This is a genomic window from Bifidobacterium bifidum ATCC 29521 = JCM 1255 = DSM 20456 (assembly GCF_001025135.1).
Taxonomy (GTDB): Bacteria; Actinomycetota; Actinomycetes; order Actinomycetales; family Bifidobacteriaceae; genus Bifidobacterium; species Bifidobacterium bifidum.
The window spans coordinates 1,860,575-1,878,095 of the sequence record NZ_AP012323.1 but is presented as its reverse complement, the minus strand read 5'-3'; the positions used below and the strand labels follow the sequence as shown (position 1 = coordinate 1,878,095).

At 64.8% G+C, this 17,521-nt stretch carries 17 protein-coding genes and 4 tRNA genes; 17 read left to right on the top strand and 4 right to left on the bottom strand.

Translation table 11 applies throughout. The features are described from left to right. Window positions 1-195: 195 nt before the first annotated feature. The 3 genes from BBBF_RS07945 to BBBF_RS07935 are packed head-to-tail and all read left to right on the top strand — an operon-like array spanning window position 196 to window position 5,734. Entirely contained in the window at window positions 196-1,857 is a 1,662-nt protein-coding gene (locus tag BBBF_RS07945) for a variant leucine-rich repeat-containing protein (protein WP_021648336.1), read from the top strand. Between the two features lie 8 nt (window positions 1,858-1,865). Beyond that, window positions 1,866-5,483: a hypothetical protein gene (locus BBBF_RS07940; RefSeq protein WP_021648337.1), complete on the top strand. Its 3,618-nt coding sequence runs from the start codon at window positions 1,866-1,868 to the stop codon at window positions 5,481-5,483. Beyond that, entirely contained in the window at window positions 5,480-5,734 is a 255-nt protein-coding gene (locus BBBF_RS07935; protein WP_013363879.1) for a hypothetical protein, read from the top strand. The genes BBBF_RS07940 and BBBF_RS07935 overlap by 4 nt, the downstream gene beginning before the upstream one ends. 68 nt (window positions 5,735-5,802) lie before the next feature. On the opposite strand, the gene BBBF_RS07930 is transcribed toward BBBF_RS07935, so the two are convergent. From BBBF_RS07930 to BBBF_RS07920, 3 genes are all read right to left on the bottom strand, one after another. After that, window positions 5,803-6,381 carry an SAF domain-containing protein gene (locus BBBF_RS07930; RefSeq protein ID WP_225840960.1) on the bottom strand — a complete coding sequence of 193 codons (579 nt, stop codon included), beginning with the start codon at window positions 6,379-6,381 and terminating at the stop codon, window positions 5,803-5,805. Between the two features lie 232 nt (window positions 6,382-6,613). Next, window positions 6,614-6,808, bottom strand: coding sequence for an FmdB family zinc ribbon protein (locus tag BBBF_RS07925; RefSeq protein WP_003815625.1), 195 nt, complete (start codon window positions 6,806-6,808; stop codon window positions 6,614-6,616). A 153-nt stretch (window positions 6,809-6,961) separates the two neighbouring features. After that, the gene (locus BBBF_RS07920) at window positions 6,962-7,615 is read right to left on the bottom strand and encodes a 5-formyltetrahydrofolate cyclo-ligase (RefSeq protein ID WP_033509827.1); all 654 of its coding nucleotides are present in this window, start codon (window positions 7,613-7,615) and stop codon (window positions 6,962-6,964) included. Between the two features lie 61 nt (window positions 7,616-7,676). On the opposite strand from BBBF_RS07920, the gene BBBF_RS07915 reads away from it, so the two are divergent. The 13 genes from BBBF_RS07915 (at window position 7,677) to dapC (ending at window position 15,673) form a co-directional block, all read left to right on the top strand. Then, window positions 7,677-8,411 carry a GNAT family N-acetyltransferase gene (locus BBBF_RS07915; RefSeq protein WP_013390238.1) on the top strand — a complete coding sequence of 245 codons (735 nt, stop codon included), beginning with the start codon at window positions 7,677-7,679 and terminating at the stop codon, window positions 8,409-8,411. 24 nt (window positions 8,412-8,435) lie between these two features. Next, window positions 8,436-9,791: a prolipoprotein diacylglyceryl transferase gene (locus BBBF_RS07910; protein ID WP_021648339.1), complete on the top strand. Its 1,356-nt coding sequence runs from the start codon at window positions 8,436-8,438 to the stop codon at window positions 9,789-9,791. A 175-nt stretch (window positions 9,792-9,966) separates the two neighbouring features. Then, entirely contained in the window at window positions 9,967-10,260 is a 294-nt protein-coding gene (groES, locus tag BBBF_RS07905) for a co-chaperone GroES (protein WP_003814450.1), read from the top strand. A 197-nt stretch (window positions 10,261-10,457) separates the two neighbouring features. Continuing rightward, entirely contained in the window at window positions 10,458-11,216 is a 759-nt protein-coding gene (locus BBBF_RS07900) for a serine hydrolase (RefSeq protein ID WP_021648340.1), read from the top strand. A 41-nt stretch (window positions 11,217-11,257) separates the two neighbouring features. After that, window positions 11,258-11,620: an AAA family ATPase gene (locus BBBF_RS07895; RefSeq protein WP_003814454.1), complete on the top strand. Its 363-nt coding sequence runs from the start codon at window positions 11,258-11,260 to the stop codon at window positions 11,618-11,620. Continuing rightward, entirely contained in the window at window positions 11,605-12,102 is a 498-nt protein-coding gene (locus BBBF_RS07890) for a hypothetical protein (protein ID WP_003814456.1), read from the top strand. The genes BBBF_RS07895 and BBBF_RS07890 overlap by 16 nt, the downstream gene beginning before the upstream one ends. Before the next feature lie 41 nt (window positions 12,103-12,143). Then, window positions 12,144-12,225: transfer RNA gene (locus BBBF_RS07885), tRNA-Tyr, on the top strand. Between the two features lies 1 nt (window position 12,226). Further along, a tRNA-Thr gene (locus tag BBBF_RS07880) sits at window positions 12,227-12,298 on the top strand. A 4-nt stretch (window positions 12,299-12,302) separates the two neighbouring features. Beyond that, window positions 12,303-12,376: transfer RNA gene (locus BBBF_RS07875), tRNA-Met, on the top strand. 48 nt (window positions 12,377-12,424) lie between these two features. After that, the gene (gene rpmG, locus BBBF_RS07870) at window positions 12,425-12,595 is read left to right on the top strand and encodes a 50S ribosomal protein L33 (RefSeq protein WP_003814458.1); all 171 of its coding nucleotides are present in this window, start codon (window positions 12,425-12,427) and stop codon (window positions 12,593-12,595) included. Window positions 12,596-12,713: 118 nt separating this feature from the next. After that, window positions 12,714-13,928 (top strand): FAD-binding protein, encoded by a 1,215-nt coding sequence (locus BBBF_RS07865; RefSeq protein WP_021648341.1) that lies wholly within the window; start codon window positions 12,714-12,716, stop codon window positions 13,926-13,928. A gap of 124 nt (window positions 13,929-14,052) precedes the next feature. Beyond that, window positions 14,053-14,376: a ferredoxin gene (gene fdxA, locus BBBF_RS07860; protein ID WP_003814463.1), complete on the top strand. Its 324-nt coding sequence runs from the start codon at window positions 14,053-14,055 to the stop codon at window positions 14,374-14,376. A 118-nt stretch (window positions 14,377-14,494) separates the two neighbouring features. Further along, the gene (dapC, locus tag BBBF_RS07855) at window positions 14,495-15,673 is read left to right on the top strand and encodes a succinyldiaminopimelate transaminase (protein WP_013390233.1); all 1,179 of its coding nucleotides are present in this window, start codon (window positions 14,495-14,497) and stop codon (window positions 15,671-15,673) included. A gap of 23 nt (window positions 15,674-15,696) precedes the next feature. Here the strand turns inward: dapC and dinB are convergent, their stop codons facing one another. Next, entirely contained in the window at window positions 15,697-16,989 is a 1,293-nt protein-coding gene (gene dinB, locus BBBF_RS07850) for a DNA polymerase IV (protein WP_013390232.1), read from the bottom strand. Between the two features lie 298 nt (window positions 16,990-17,287). Here dinB and BBBF_RS07845 point away from each other — a divergent pair. Then, window positions 17,288-17,375 (top strand) — tRNA-Ser (locus tag BBBF_RS07845). The last annotated feature ends 146 nt before the right edge of the window (window positions 17,376-17,521 follow it).

Below are 17,521 nucleotides of genomic sequence, written 5' to 3'. Positions count from 1 at the left end.
CGGAGCCGAGACCGCTTCTGTGAACGCCTGACACGGCCTGACATGGGCGTTCCGCACCGGTGTGCGCTACAATCCGAAATACCGGCATCAATGCGATAATGTTGTCAATTCATCGGTCATCAATCCCTGAAAACACAGCGGGACATGACACAATGGCACATAGTATGCGAACGAGCGTGAAAGGAAGGGCGGCACGTGACTGGCGATCAGCGGACGATACAGCAGTGGACGGTGAGAATCGGTGGCATCGATCAGAAAACCGTGAAGCCGGGAGACAACATCGAAATCGGGCGCAAGCCGTTGCGGCCGTTGCCCGATGACGGCACCGAACGCCTGGAGATAGCGGACGGCACGCGGTCCATGTCGAAACGCCATGCGACCTTCGCGGTGAGTCAGAACGGCGGCGGCACCGTGCGCGATCTGGGCTCGACCAACGGGTCATATGTGGTGCGGGGCAATGGCGATCTCATGCGTCTGCCGCCGAACGTCGATTTCCTGCTGCCGACTTCACCGATGCGCCTGCAATTCGGCGATGTCCCCGTCGATTTCATTCGTGTGGAGCAGCCGGTGAGCGACACGTTTGTCGTGCCCGACCTGTTCGGATACGCTTTGGAGACCGTCAAGCAGGAGCCGGATGTGGCCGACATGTCGGTGGATGACATTCTTGACCTGCGTGCCGGGGAACCTACCGCCGCGATCAGCGCTGCCACCGTGCGCAAGCGTGTCGGTGAGCTGAATGCCGCCGCATCGCAGACGTTCCCGCCGCAGAAGACGACCACGGCGGATGGATTGGCGGCGGATTCCGCGGCCGGCGCCGCTGAGCTGGATTCGGAGCTTGCCGTTTCGTCGGATGCTGCCATGCCCGTTGAGGCCGCGGTGCTGGCCGAAACCGTGTCGCCGGCTGAGGCCGACGCTGCCGAGAGCGATGCCGAGACCAAGGTTCCGGAAGCCGCCGAGTCCTCCGAGAATGCGGCGCCTGCGGATGCCGTTGATGCCGCGGACGCGGCCGTATCCACTGAGACTGCGACATCCGATACGGCATCGCCTGAAACCGTGACTTCTGGAACCGTGGCATCCGAGTCCGCCGCGGATACGGTACCGGCTGATTCCGCTGTATCTGATTCTGTAGTGACCGCGGCCCAATCGCAGACCAACGATGAGCCGAGCGAGCCCGATTCCATGCCGTTGAACGTGGCCGGTGCCGATGCTAAGCCGGTGGTGGCGTTGCCCCGCGACCTGTTCGCCGACGCGCTCGCCGAGGACAGCGAAGAGGCCGGGCAGTCCACCGCGCCCGCAGAGCAGGCGGATCAGTTGGCGAACGGACAGCCGTCCGACGACCGATTCCAGCAGGCGTCATCCGATCAGGAGGCGCACGACGACATCCGTCAGGCGGTGAACGAGGTCGCAGCCAACGCGGCCGGTGTGGAAGTCACCGCCGGCGCCGTGGCAGGCGACGGCGTCGTGAAAGCCGATACGGACATCGCCCACGGGGAGATTCCGGAAGAGCACCGCCGGTTCGCGCAACCGAACGACGACGAGGCGGACTCGACCGGTTCGTTCCGACCCGCATTCGAGCCGGGATCGGTGTTCGAACTCGTGTCGAAAGGCAGGCTTGCCGCCGCCGAACCGAAAATCGAAGTCAACGGGTACACCTCTGACCAGGCGAAGACCACGGAAGACTACACCGAGCAGTTCGCCATCGCGAATTGCGAAGAGCTGCTGCCGTTCCTTGCCATGAATCCATTGCTGTACGATGACCTCTATAATTGGCTGGAAGATCAGGGCAAATCGGACATCGACGCCGCGCTGGAGAACAATGAGGGCTACAAGAGTTACCGCAAAGCGGTAGGGAAGTGAGTCGGGTCATGAGCGAAAGCATGCAACAGGCGCCCCAATCGCTGGAACGCATGCGTCAATGGCATGAGCAGTACCGCGCCGGATTGGTGCCGTCCCCATTGGAGGACATCAACCAGCTTGGGGCGAAGCTCGATTTGACCCATGCGCATCCCTCCGGCATCGCCCAGCTGTTCGCGGGAGGCCGCGCGTCGCTGGATCTGCTGTTCCGCGACAACGGCATGCTGCGTGCGGCGAACCGCCGACTGGAGCGGGTGCTTGACGAGAAGGCCGCGAAACTGCGCGTCAGCGGCGTCGCGGAACTGTCTCTCACCGTGGGAGTCGCCACATGGGACGACGGTGCCATGCCGGTGCTGCTGTATCCGGTATCCGTGCAAAGCGCCCAGGATGAAGGCGATGTGGCGGTGATCCGGTTCGTCGGGCATGTCCGGCTCAACCCCGCGTTCGTGACGGTGATGCGCGAGCAGCACGTCGAACTTGACGAGCGGGAGCTGTTCAACGGCGCCAACTACGAGAGCGGCACGCCCGAAACGTCCGCGGTGTTCGCGGCGATCACCAAGCGTGCGGAGAAGGTGTTCCCCGATTTCACCATCGAGCGGCAGATTATCCTGGGCTGCTTCATGTCGCCCGGCTCGCTGATTCTTGCCGAAAGCCAGCACATTATCGATACGCTGGCCGAGGGGGCGACCGGCAACACGGTGCTGGACGCGCTCGCGGGCAGCAAGGAGGCCGCCGAAGCGCTCAAGGACTCCGGCGCACCTGCGTTCAGCCCATTCGACGCCGATCCGCACAACGAGTTCGAAGTCGGCGATGTCGACAACGCCGTGCGGTACGCGGCCGATATGGTCGCAGCCGGGCATTCACTCGGAGTCGATGTCGTCAACGGGCGTGACACCGCCGATTACGCCGCCGCCATCGCGTCGCGCTGCGTGATGAACGGCCGCAGCGTACTGTACGTGCCGTGCATCGCCGATCAGAAGCGTCGTTTCCGTCAGGCCATCAGCGCCAATGAGCTCAGCGGCCAAGTGCTCGACGTCTCGGACGAGCGCTGCAATGACAGCATCGACCATCAGCTGATCGCCGCGGTCGGATTCCAGCCCGGCGTCGCCAGCTCCCGGTTCGACCAGATCGCCGATGAGCTGGTCGGCGTGCGTTCCCGTCTCACCCGGTATCTGGGTGACCTGCACTGCACCGACAAGCAGTGGGGCGTGTCCGCGTACCAGACCATACAGAACCTCGCCGAAATCGCCACGTTGCCCGCGCATCCCGCCACCCGAGTGCGGTTGCGCAAGGAGACCGCGCGTGAGATCGGCGGTCATCTGGACGAATGGGCGGCGAAGCTCAGGCGTGCCGGCGAGCTCGGCGAATTCACGCTCGGACCGGAGGATACCGCTTGGTTCAAGGCCTCCATTACGTCCGAGGACGAGGCTGTGACCGTCTACCAGCGTGTGGTCGATCTGCTGCGCAAGTTGCTGCCGTTGACCCGTGAACAGGTGTCGTCCACCGTGCAGACATGCGGGTTCCCGATACCGAACACCGAGCAGGAGTGGGGCCGTCAGGTGCAGGTGCTGAAGAACCTGCGCCGCGTGCTCGACGTGTTCCAGCCGGAGATCTTCGAGCGCGACATCGACGCGATGATCGAGTCGAGCAAGTCCAAGGCCGAACGCAAGGCCGAAGGCACCACTATCGGATTCTGGGAGCGTCGCCGCCATATCAAGGAGGCCAAGAGCCTGCTGCGCGTGGGCGCACAGGTCGAGAACCTGCACGATGCGCTGCAGGTCGTGGCCAAGCAGGCCGCGCAATGGCGCATGTTCGTGCCTCACGGCGGGTGGCCGGTGCTGCCGAACAAACTCGACGACATCATCGCCACGCAGGAGGAGCTGGCCCGCGACCTGACGGCGCTGGACGCCGTACTGTCCACCACCGTGCAGGGCGGCGATCTGGAATCGCAGGATTTCGTCGCCGTCGAGGAACGTCTGAAGGCGCTGTTCGACGACCATCTCGCGCTGGACACACTGCCGGAGCGCTGCCGTCTCGAACATGAATTCCAGACGGCCGGGCTCACCGAACTGGTCGAGGACCTGCACACGCGCCGTGTGCCGGTGGAATCGGTGGATGCCGAACTGCAGCTGGCATGGTGGACCACGGTGTTCGAGAACATCGTGCGGGCGTCCGCGATCATCTCCAATCAGGATGGGTCGGCGTTGCAGTCCGCTGCGGATCGTTTCGCGCAGGTGGACACCGAACACGTGCGTTCGGTCGGTCCGATGGTCGCGCAGGAATCCATGCGCCGCCTGTGTGAAATGCTGTTCTCCCGCACGCAGGAATCCAACCAGCTGCACACGGTGCTGGCCGGCAAGACCCGCATCCCGCTCAGCCGGATACGCCGTGACCACCCCGAGATCCTGGCCGCGGCCAAGCCCATCATCGTGGCGACCCCGGCCACGCTTGCCGCGCTCACCGATCCGACGACCCTCGCCGACGTGGCAATCATCGACGCGGCCGCGCACATTCCGGCCATCCAGTTGCTGACCATCGTCTGCCGCGCGAAGCAGGTGGCCGTGCTGGCCCACCGGTCCACCGTGACCTCGCCGAGCGTGAAGGCGCTGATGGAGCTGCTGCCGAGCGTGAAGGTCCGCTCCCACCCCGTGCGGCGCGCGCCCAGGCTCGCCGCGTTCTTGGAATCCCAGGGGTATGGCGAGGTGCGCTATGACGTCACGACCGAGCCGTCGCAAGGCCGGGTGGCCTTCCACAAGGTCGAGGCGAACGGAACGCCGGTCATGGCCACCGGATTGGTCGAGAGCAGCCAGCAGGAGATCGATGAGGTCGTCCGCATCATCACCGAACGCGCGGCGAGTTTCAACGTGGTGCCAGTCGGCTACACGCTGACCGTGGTCACGCTCACCGACGCGTTCCGTTCGCGACTCGGTGCGGAACTGAAATCGCTGGCGTCGAAGAACAAGACCATGGGGCAGTTCCTGCGCCACGTGCGCATCGTCGCGCTGCCGGAGATCGCCGGGGCCCAGTCGACGGACGTGATTCTGTCGTTGTGCTACGCGAAGACCGTGCATGGGCGTCTGCTGCAGCAGTTCGGCGTGCTGGAGGGCGAAGGCGGACGTGCCATGCTGCTGGATGCGCTGGCGCTGTGCGACCGCCATCTCGATATCGTTTCGGCGTTCGACGAGTCTGATCTGGACGATGAGCGACTTCACCAGCCCGGACCGCAGCTGCTGCATGCCATGCTGCGCTGGGTGGAGCAGCTGGACGACCACGTGGTGCGTCCGGTGACCATCACCCGGTCGAACAATGTGCTGTTCAATGATCTGGCGGAGCGCGTGCGGTCCCGCGGACTGAACGCCGCCGTCGACTACGGGTTCGACCGCGGCCTGCACATTCCGATGGTCGTCGGGTTGCCCGACAAGCCGTTCGCGCTGGCCGTGCTGACCGACGACGCGCAGTTCATGAGCGTGCAGTCCACGCGTGAACGGCATCGCGGCCTGATGCAGGACCTTGCGTCGCTGGGCTGGTCGGTGATGAGCGTGTGGAGTGTCGGCGCATTCGTCAACCCGGACAAGGAGGTCGATGCGATCGTGTCGCGCATCGGCGAGATCTACGGGGATGTGCGATGAGCGGCGATACTACTGGTGACGGGGATCGTGTGGCCGCAGATGCCTCGGAGCCAAGGCCGTACAGTGCCTCGCGTCGTACGCGGCGCGAGCACAAACGCGTCGTGTTCCACGGAACCGAGCGCTTCGATGCAGACGGCGTGAAACTCGAACCGGGCGATATGCGTACCGAGCAGCAGCGCGAGGCCGACGACGACAAACGCATCCTCGGCGAACTGCCACCCCACTGGGCCATCTTCAACGACAAACGTTGAGTGTGGTGACCACCCCAGTCGCGCGAACAGCGAGACTGGAGGTGGCTGCTGCGGCTGAGCAACTGCAGCTATTGCGCAGTGACGGCCATAATCGGACCGAGTTCCTGTGCGTTGATGATTGATATGGCTTCGTCGGGAGTCAAAGCGAACGTGATGAGCGTGCCGCCGGTCATCGCATCGTCATGGGCGGCATCCATCGCCGTGGCCGATCGCGCGAGAACGCATGACCGGCCGCCTGCGGATTCGTCACGCGATGAAGTCGTACCAGTCGAAGCGTCGCAAGGGGTGCCGGATACCAGATCCATGACATCACCGGCCGCGATGCCGTCCACAGTGCCGGTGACCCGTACATCGATCACCGTCTGACCGGGTTCCGCCACCGGCCGCCGCGAAACTATGGCGCCGAACAGCGGCTGCCCGGCGGCGATGTCCGTCTGCGCGATGCCTCCCGCCGCCTGATTCGCCGCATCGAGCGCCGTATCCCAACCATCCGATACGGGCATCTGCCGGATCTCCACGTCCTCCGCGCCGATACGCGCGCCGCGTGGGATGAGCCGTGCCGCCACCACGACCGGTTGCGTGACGATGCTCGCCGTCACGCATTGCAGTGTCGCGAATGCTGCAATGGCCGTGCAACAGGCCGCCATCAGCCGCCGTGTGAGCCGCAGCATCCGACGTTGGCGCAACGTGGGGCGCTTCAGCTTCTCCAATATAGAAAAAGTCACCATGCAAGCATGGTGACTGAACGTTGTTCCGATGCGCAAGCCGTGACGAAAATGTGGTCGAAGGCTCGGCAGTTATCCACATCTTGGGCGTGTCGCACATGCGCGGGCCGAGCACTGGCCGCCGGAAGACGGCGAACGCGCCAATGGCAGCTGCTTATTTGCCGGAGCCGCCGCGCCCGTCGGTGCGGTAGAAGCCGTGCCCCTTGAACTCGATCGGCACGGCGGAATACACCTTGCGCACCTGCTCTTGCCCGCACTGGGGGCACACGGTGATCGGGTCGTCCTCGAACGACTGCTGCTCGGTGAAATCGTATCCGCAGTTCTTACAACGGTAATGATAGGTTGGCACGGTTCCTCCCTGGTCGAAGCTCATTATATGATTCCGGCACGTATGCGATGCCCGGCATACGCATCAAGTCCGTTCATATCCTAGTCGTCACGCGGACACCGCGCCGCTCGACGTCTCGTTTTGTTCCCTCCGCGAACTTGCGCGGATGGCGAACTACAGGCGTTGGGCTCCCTGCGGCGTGACCACCCAGTCGACCGGGATATCGTGAGACTGGCGGGGCAGGTCGTCTGCCATGCATTCCCACGGCCAGCAGACGGCGACGACCGGCACGCCTCCGCGTCGGTATGTCAGCGCGCGGTCATACCAGCCGCCGCCGCGCCCAAGCCGGACGCCATGCGCATCCACGGCCAGCGCGGGCACGATGATCAGGTCGGCATCGCCAAGGGCCGCCGGGCCAAGCGTCTGCGTATCCGGCTCATCCGGCCGTTGTGCCATGCCGGTTCCCTCGCAGGTCACGCCATGCAATGAGGCCATGTCGGGCAGCAGAGCCCATCCCACGTCCAGACCGGAGCCCAAGCGCGGCACAAGGACGCGCAGCCCGCGGTCGAGCAGCAGGGACAGCAGCGGCCGCATGGGGATTTCGCTGCCCATCGACACGTAGGCGGCCACGGTCGGCGGCCGGTGTCCGCGGCCGTGTGGCGCGGACATGACGCCAGACGTGCCGGCCTGCACGCCGACCAAGTCCAGCAACGGCACAATGTGTTCGGCCAGTGCCGCCGCGGCCGCGTCCCGTTCCTGCCGCGTCACGGTCTTACGCCGCGCGATGGCGTCCCGTCTCAGCTGTCTCTTGCGCAGATCGTCCGACATATCGGCATCGGTCGTCTGCCGGCGTTGGCAAAGGTTCATGGTTACGTTCTATCACGGACGAATGTCCGTCATCGGCGGACGGTGCGCCGTGTCGGAGACGCGACGATGGCACAATGGGTGCGTGTCCGTTTTGCAATCGATATGCGCCGTGTTCCGGCAGCCGGCAGCGCCATCCATCCGCGTGCCGCGGTGGATCGGCATTCCGCAGTGCCCGATAAAGCTGCGGCCGATCACGGCGGACGACGAAGAGGAGTGGAACGAGGTGCGGTGGCGCAACGATGCGTGGTTGCATCCATGGGAGTCAGGCGATCCCATGCACGGCTCGCCGATGACCTACAACCAGTGGATGCAGCAGATGCGTCACAACGAGCAGACCGGCCGCGGAGTGGTGTTCGCTATCGATTATCATGAGCATATCGTCGGCCAGATTTCGCTGGGAGCGATAGATCTGGGATCCATGCGCACCGGTGTGATCGGGTATTGGGTCGATCAGCGGTACGCGGGGCATGGCTTCGCACCGATGGCGGTGGCGCTGCTCGCCGACTGGGCGTTCTGTGATCCGACCGGCCCTCGGCTGCACCGCATGGAAATCGCATTACTGCCGGAAAACGAGCGCTCCCGCAGGGTGGCGTGTAAAGTGGGGTGTCATTATGAGGGCGTGCGGCCCCGGTACATGTTCGTCAACGGGCAGTGGCGCGATCATGAGACCTACAGCCTGTTCGCCGAGGACGCCGGCGACGGGTTCATCCATCGTCTGATAGCTCGACACGCCATGCCGGAATCAGTGCAATCGTAAGGGGAGTCTCCTATTCTTAAGGACATGGGTTATGAGTCGCTGAGCACCGTGGTGGTGCTGGTGATTCTGATGGTTATCGCGGTTGGCTGGCTGCCCAGGCGGACGGTCAACAGCATGAAAAAGGTGGCCGAGCACCGTCAGGACAGGTACTCGTCGTCGTTGCATCTGGTGGATGCCGACAGCGGTACTCGATTCTCCGACGAGCATACGCCGCAGCCGAAAGGGGCTATTATGCAGCGGGCGCAAACGAGCACCACGACGCCGACCACGGCGAAAGTGGCGCATATTCGCGAGCTTCGGCGTGCGGCGGTCCGTCGTCGGCGCATATTGGCGCTATCGCTGCTGCTGATCACGGTGCTGGTACTGGTGCTGTCGATGGTCCTGCCTTTCAGCGCCCTGTTCGCGCTGATTCCGGGCGTGCTGCTGGCGGTCGTGTTGGCGTTGGGCGTGCGGGCCTCCAGTCAGGCCCGTCGCTGGGAGCATGCGCTGGCCGAGGCGCGGCGCAGGGAACGTCTGGCGAAACGGGCCGGGGCGAGTGCCCGCCCGCGAGCAAAGTCCCCGTCTCAGGCAAAGTCCACGTCCCCAGACAAGTCTGCGGCGAAGGCAATCGCTGATACGGCCGGTGACCAGGTAACCGCCACCGCGAATCCCTCTGCCGAGACCGAAGTGAAGACCGACGTGATGGAACGCCGGGAGATTCGTCAGGCGCTTCACCGCGCACGTATCGAGCAGGATCGCGCGTTGGCCGCCCGTGAGGCGAGGCAGAAGGCTCATGCGATGGCTGCGTCCGAAAACGGCCGGCATGATGTGGATGCGGCATCGGAACAGCCGGAAGCGGCCGTAACGTCGGCCGTGCAGCCTGAGCCGCGGCAGGATGCCGTCGCGCAGCCGTCCGCGGACGAGTCCGCGACGAATGTCGTGGAGCCCGCGGACTCCCATGCCGAAGTGGTCGTCGAGGAGGGGAGCGCCCCCTCGGGCGGCGACATGACCACGGAACTGGATCGGGTGCACCCGGCCGCGGCCTTGGACGCCTTCGAAGTGGCCGCGTCTCAGGATCTGATTTCGTTCTCGCTGGGTGAGCCGCGCAATGGCGTCGACCGCCATGCGCCCGCGCCGGAGAGCCTGGAGATCAAATCGACGAAGCAGGTCGCGAAGGCCGTTCCCGCACTGGTTGCCGAGCAGCCCGCCACCGTGGACGGCGGCGATGCAGGGCAGGCGGATGCGGATGCCACCGTCGCCGCGGTCATGGATGACGCCTCGGTGAACGATACCGACGCGTTCCATCAGACGGAGGTGCGGTCAAGCGTGGATGCCCCGGATGCGTCCTCCGACTCGCTGGGAACCGGCCTTGAGGCGATTCTCGCGCGCCGCTCGTCGTGATTGCGTGTGATTTTCTCTCAGAGCGTTAGCAGTCGAGTTGGCAGAGTGCTAACAATCGCGCTACGATGAGTGCTAGCGCGAAGGGATGATGCCCGAAGTGATCGTCAGCCTCTGAATGGCGGCATTCCATCGCGGGACCATACGATTGGATTTCAAGAATACGAGGTGACCCACAGTGTCGATCAAGCTCACACCGTTGGAAGACAAGATCATCGTCAAGCAGGCCGCTGCCGAGACCCAGACCGCGTCCGGTCTGTTCATCCCGGACAACGCCAAGGAGAAGCCGCAGCAGGGTGAAGTCCTGGCCGTCGGCCCCGGCCGTCGTGACGACAAGGGCGAGCGCATCCCCATGGACGTCAAGGTCGGTGACAAGGTGCTGTACTCCAAGTACGGTGGCACCGAAGTGCACTACGAGGGCGAGGACTACCTGATCGTCTCCTCTCGTGACGTGCTCGCCATTCTTGGCTGAGTGAACGCTGCACGACAGCGCCGTCAGCACGGAACCCCGGATCGCATGATATGCGCCGGGGTTTTCCTATGTCTGGCCGCACTCGTTTGGTAGACTGCGCGGGAAGGGAAGACGATACAAGGGAATTCCGATGAGGCAGGCAATCATGATGGTATGTCCGAATTGCGGCAAGCCGATCAGCGCGGGAGGTCACGGCCGTGCCCGTGCCCGCAGCGCCGAAAGAACCCGACCCGAGTGAGACGCGTGTCGCTGCCGTCAAACAGGTGCTCGATACCAAGCTCGCGCAGTACGGCGGCACATGGTCGGCGACCTACATCGATCTGGAAAGCGGCCGCGACGTCACAGTCAACGACGAGAAACTCGTGGCGGCGTCACTGGTCAAGCTCTACATCATGCTGGCCGTGTTCGACGGCATCGAGCATGGCACCATCACCGATGACGTGAACGTGGACGCCCTGCTGAAGCAGATGATCACCGTCAGCTCGAACGAAGCTGCGAACGGGCTGCTGTCGCGCATCGGCAACGGCGACGGCAAAGCCGCCATCGCCACCGTCACCGCGATCGCGCAACGATACGGCTTCACCTCCAGCGAGGAGCTGCGCACATTGACCGGCATGGCCTCGGGCAACGCGGTGGAGAACTGGACCTCGACGCGCGACTGCGGCTCGTTCCTCTCTCAGGTGTACGCCGGGACGCTGGTGTCGAAAAACGCCAGCGAACGCATGATGCAGCTGCTGCTCGGCCAGACGCGGCGCACCAAGATTCCCGCGGGCGTGCCGTCCGGTGTGAAGGTCGCCAACAAGACCGGCGAGCTGGCGGCCGTTCAGAACGACGTGGCGATCGTGTTCGGCACCCATCCGTATGTGCTCGCGGTGATGAGCAACGACATCTCCTCAGCCGTGGCCCCAAGCCAGATCACCGAACTGTCCCGCGCCGTATGGGACGCCGCACAATAGCCGCACCTCGCTGACGGGGGCTGTCGGCGGAGCCGACTGGGGTGGTACGCGCAACAGGTATCGAAAGCAACGGCGGAGCTGACGAAGACATCGCGATCGACACTCCCGCCATGTCGGCGGCGGTCATCGGCGACATCATCGACGCGCTTGCCGGTGTGCTGTCGTGCTCCCGCGAGGTGATTGAGCTCGCGGTAATGACGCTGTCCGCGGCGACCCGTGACGCGCAGGGCGTGCGGTTCGGAGTGTCGCCGCGAGGCAGCCTCAACGTGGCGGCGATGACCCGTGCGCGGGCGCTGATGCAGGGTCGTGATTTCGTGATGGCGGATGACGTGCGCTCGGTGGTGGTCCCGGTGCTCGCCCATCGAGGGTGCGCCGGCATCGACGCCGGATGCGGTTCGGCCTGATGGAGGCGGTCGGAGAGACCGGATCGCCGGACGCGACGAACGGCATGGGGCGGGCTTGGCGTGCGGCGTGGCGCGAGGCGTGCGATTCGGCATGGGGCGCGGGCGTGAGATGGTCGCCTGTCGACACTGAGCGCGGTATTGCCGGTCGCATCGCCGAATGTCTGGAAGCCGTGACGCCGGAAGGGGAGTCCGATTTCGGCGCGTATCTGGCCGAACTCGCGGACCATGTGACAGCCGGCGCGTCCGACGTCCGTCGCGCCGTCGCCGGAACCGTTGCGCGGGTTGTACGCCCGGTGCGCCGTCGCCGCGAAACGACGCGGCAATGCGGTCTGGCGGATGTTCAGATGGCCGTTCCCGGCGTCATTGCGCAGAAAAACATGATGCGAGTATCGAAGGTGAGATGCCGTGATACCTTGGAAATACTTGCGACATGCCGTGCGCGACACGCGAGTTGCAAAAGTTGGCGACTTGTGTTTAGATAGCCAAGTTGCCGGTTGAGGCCACAGCCTCGACAAGCAGCCATGGCGGATTTCCCAAGCGGTCAAAGGGAGCTGACTGTAAATCAGCCGCTTCGTGCTTCAGTGGTTCGAATCCACTATCCGCCACGCCCCGATAGCTCAGTGGTAGAGCACTTCCTTGGTAAGGAAGAGGTCGTGAGTCCAATTCTCACTCGGGGCTCTCTGGCGGGATAGCTCAGCTGGCTAGAGCGTACGACTCATAATCGTAAGGTCAAGAGTTCGAGTCTCTTTCTCGCTACAAAGGCCGGTAAGCCACCGGTAAACAACGACCACAGAGGTGAACCACATGGCAAGCAAAAGCGCCGATATCCGTCCGGGCATCACGCTGGCATGCACTGAGTGCAAGGAGCGTAACTACATCACGACGAAGAACCGTCGTAATACGCCCGACCGTCTTGAGCTGAAGAAGTTCTGCCCGCGTTGCGGCAAGCAGACCGTGCACCGCGAGACCCGCTGAGCTTTATCAAGTCTTTGTCGTAAAAGCCCGACCTTCACCGGTCGGGCTTTTGTCGTTTCATCGCCCCGGCCGTCGCACGGCCGCCGCTCGCGGGACGGGCGCGTGTACCCTAGAGAGCATGACGAGTTTTGCAGATCTGACCACTATCGGCGTCGGCGGCCATATCGCCCGATTCATCGAACCGACCTCGCGCGTCGGGGTGATTGAAGCGGTGGAGGACGCGGACTCCAAAGGGCTGCCGCTATGCGTGATTGGCGGCGGATCCAATCTGCTGGTCGCTGATGGGCCGTTCAATGGCGTCGTCGTGCGCGACGCCCGCCGGCAGATCACCGTGCCCGACGAGGCCGCGCCGGTCGAGAACGGCGAGCGAATCGTGCACGTCAACGCCGAAGCCGGCTGCAACTGGGATGATTTCGTCGCGTTCACCGTCGAGCTCGGGCTGGAGGGCGTGGAAGGTCTGTCCGGCATCCCCGGCACAGTCGGCGCCTCGGTGGTGCAGAACATCGGCGCGTACGGACAGGAAGTCGCAGGCGCGGTCGAATCCGTGGAAGCGTGGGACCGTCGGGACAAGCGGACGCTGAACATCGCGGCTGCCGACATGGGATTCGGATACCGTATGAGCGCTCTCAAGACGAGCATGTATCAGGCTCCGGCGGTGCCGGCCGGCGAGTTCTTCCCGACGCCGCGATACGTGGTGCTGTCGGTGACATTCGCGCTGCGGCACAGCGCCACCGGCACGGTCGGTTACGGACAGCTCGCCAAGGCGCTGGGAGTCGAGGTCTGTGACCGCATGGAGACCGCGGCCATCCGCAACGCCGTGCTCAAGGTCCGTGCGGCCAAGGGGATGCTGGAGGATGCCGCGCGTTATCTTCAGCCGGCGATGGCCGGCACCAAGCGCGACGTCAACGTGCGCATCGCGCTCGAAGCGCAGCGTCGCCAGCTGGCCGCAGGCGCGGACACGCCCGTCGTGCGCGATCCCGACCGGCACAGCTGCGGCAGCTTCTTCATGAATCCGGTGCTTCCCGCCGATGCGGCCGATAGGTTGCCGCAGGACGCCCCGCGTTTCCCCGCGACGCTGCCGGATGGCACGGCGGGCGTGAAGACCTCCGCCGCCTGGCTGATCGATCATGCAGGATTCCATAAGGGGTTCAAGGTCGACGAATCCTCGCCGGCCGGCCTGTCCACGCTGCACGCGCTGGCACTGACCAACCGCGGGGATGCGGCCGCCTCCGACATCGCGGCGCTGGCGCATGCCGTGCAGGACGGCGTGGAGGCGGCGTTCGGCGTCCGCCTCGTCCCCGAGCCGGTCGTCGTCGGCATGGACCTGCGTTAGCCGCCCAAAGTCCCATCTCGTGCGCGTTAAATGGGACTTTCGCGGGGTGGAGCAAGGCGGGAGCGTGACCGTGCGTCCCCGTTGCCGCGTACTGTGGTAAGTCAAGCTAAGCCAAGGAGGAGTCATGCCATACGTTATCGCCCAGCCGTGCGTGGACGTCAAGGACAAGGCTTGTGTGGACGAGTGCCCGGTCGATTGCATCTACGAGGGTTCGCGTTCCCTGTACATCAATCCGAACGAGTGCGTCGATTGTGGCGCGTGTGAGCCGGTGTGCCCGACCGAAGCCATCTTCTACGAGGATGACCTGCCCGACGAGTGGGCTTGGTACAAGGATGCCGCGGTGAGTTTCTTCGCCGAGGTCGGTGATTTCGGCGGTGCTTCCGCACACGGCCCGATCGGCCACGATCCCGAGCAGGTGGCCGCGTTGCCGCCTCAGAATCAGGACTGATCCGCCCGGTATCATTCTGCAGGCCGTCGCCTTGTGCGGCGGCCGCTTTCATAGAGCACGGTTCCTTCGCCGGGTGACACGCCACGGCCGGCCGGAGGACGTCGAGGAAAGGACCAGCATGGGCTTTCACGCTTATTCATCGCCATACGATTGGTCTCGCATCGCCCCGTACAAGACAAAGGCGGCACAGGTGCCGGGCGGCATCGTCGACCTGTCGGTGGGCTCTCCCGTCGACCCGGTGCCGCAATCCGTGCGTGAGGCGCTTGCCGCGGCCTCGGACGCGAAGAACGCGCACGGCTATCCGGTGACGGCCGGATCCGGTGATCTGCGCGACGCCATCTTCGAATGGTTCCGTGCCGTGCGCGGCGTGGACCTGCAATCCATCAACGCCGACGTTGTGCCCACGGTCGGCTCCAAGGAGGCCGTCGCGCTGATGGCCTCGCTGTTGCACCTCGGCGAGGGCGATGTCGTGGTCCAGCCGAAGGTCTCGTACCCCACGTACGAGATCGGCACGCAGCTGGCCGGTGCGAGCGTGCTGAAGGTCGATGACGTCTCGGATGTCGACTCATGGTGCCATGTGCCGGGTGTGAAGGCGGTATGGGTCAATTCGCCGTGTAATCCCACCGGCGGCGTGCTGTCCGGCGGCTGGCTGTCCGATATCGTCGCGGCGGCGCGTCGCATCGGCGCGGTGGTGCTGTCCGACGAGTGCTATGCCCTGATGTGCTGGTCGTCGAATTCGCGTGATTTCCACGTGGACGGTGCCGAGGCCGGCACGTCGACGCCGGTGTCGTTGGCGACGTCCCCGTGCGCGTTGAACACCACCGTCTGCGATGGTACCGCAGACCGGATCCTAGTGCTGTACTCGCTCAGCAAGCAGTCGAACATGGCGGGATACCGGACCGCGTTCATCGCGGGAGACGCCGGCCTGGTGCGTGAGATGTCGGCGTACCGCAAGCAGATCGGGCAGATCATCCCCGGTCCGGTGCAGTCCGCGATGGCCACGGGATTGCGTGATTTCGATGCGGCGAAAACCCAATGGACGCGCTATCGCCGCCGTCTGAAGACGCTGGTCGGCGCGCTGCGGTCCGCCGGATACGACGCCCGCATGCCGCAGGGGGCGCTGTACGTGTGGGTGCGGGCGAAGTCGGGCGACTGCTGGCGCGACATGGACGATCTGGCCGCGCTCGGCATCATAGCGAGCCCCGGGGAGTTCTACGGAGCGCCGGAATGCCTGCGCTTCTCCGCCACCGCGAGTGACGATGCCGTCGCCGACGCGGCGAGGCGTCTCTCGCGCTGATGTTGGTCGGCTCACCCACCGGCTCACAATCCCAGCGACGCCGCGCCCTTGCCGTATTTGCGGCGTATCGCGTCCAGCGCCTGCTCCGCGTCGCGCTGCCGCGCCGACCGCGTGACGGTTCCGGCGGACTGTGCCTCGGTCTCCTCCAGCACGTCATCCAACGTCGGCTGCACGGTCGAACCAGCCGACCTCGCCAGTCCGCTCGCGCTCATGCCGGCGAGCCGGATGTCTCGCGGCAGGGGAGTGTCGGGGCTCCGCATGGCGGCGACGCCATCCTCGATCCCCAGCATCCGGCACAGTAGTTCTACGGATTGCGGATACAGCGCGGCGGCCGTGTCCTCGGCGCGTTCCATGGTGTGTGACATCGACTTGTAGCTCAGATCGGCGAACCGCAGTTTCACCGTCACCGTCCGCGCCACCAGACCGCGTCTGCGTAGCGAGCTCGCCACTTCGTCGCAGCACCGGCGCAGCAGGTCGCATACCCGGCGCATGTCGCGCGTGTCCTCGGGGAACGTGCTCTCGGAGCCGATCGACTTCTCCGGAGTGTACGGCGTCACCGCACGCCCATCCATGCCACGCGCGGCCATACACAGGCCGTGGGCCATGGTCTGCGAGCCGATGGCCGTGGCCAGCGTCTGCTCGCTCATCTTCGCCAGGTCGGCCACGGTCTTCACGCCCCACTCCGCCAGCCGCCGCTCCAGCGAAGGCCCGATGCCGGGTATGCCCCGCAGCGGCATCATCTGTACGAACTCGGCGTGCCGGGCGACGGGAATCAGCAGCATGCCATCAGGCTTCGCATTCGTCGACGCCATTTTCGCGACCAGCTTGTTCGCGGCGACGCCCACCGAACAGGTCACATGGAACCGCGAGGCGACCTCCTGCCGTATCCAGGCGCCGATCCGGGTCGGCCGTTGCCAGGCGAGCAGCGCCCCCGACACGTCCATATACGCCTCATCCACCGAAACCTGCTCGAACCGGTCAGTGACCTGGCTGAACACCTCTTCGATGATGCGCCGAGACATCATCCGGTAGTAGTGCATGTCCACCGGCAGGAACACGCCGTCCGGGCACAGCTGACGGGCACGGGCGCTCGCCATCGCCGAATTGACGCCGTAACGCCGTGCCTCATAGCTCGCCGCCGACACCACCGAGCGCGTCCCGGTGCCGATGATCACCGGCTTGCCTTTGAGTTCGGGATGACGTGCCACTTCCAGCGAGGCGTAGAAGGCGTCCATGTCGATGTGCAGCACCGTGCAGCCGGTCTCGTCATGCCCCCAATCGCGTTTGGCGGCGGCCAGTCTAGGTGCGGTACTCATATCCCTTATCGTACCGTGCCGGGCCGGGATGGAGCGGGCCTTGCCGTACCGGTTGGGGAGCGGCCGTCGCAATCTCTTTGCCGCCCGCGCGTGGCCTGGCCTGTCGGAGCGCAGGGCGCCGCGAAATTGCTGGCGTCGCGCTGCTGATCGTCGCGGGGATCGTCACGTTCACGGGCGACTCGAATCCGGCGCGTTGACCCGCCGTCAGGCCCCGTATGACGCCGCGTGCGGCACACCGTGTTGCTGAAGTCCGGGGGACGATGGTAAGATGCCATGTTGTTGCGCCAATGTGCAACATGGAGACATGCCTGAGTGGCCGATAGGGGCACCCTGCTAAGGTGTTAGTCGTGTTTAGCGGCTCGAGGGTTCGAATCCCTCTGTCTCCGCCGACTAGGCTCCGGACGTTTGCCCGGGGCTTTTTGCTTTTTCCGGGTCTTTCTCGAGGGACGTCAAGAACGACTATTGCAGCCCGTATTATGGCAGCAGGCTGGAGCCGCCGGCGCGTGGGTCGATGCTGTGTGACTGGTGGGGA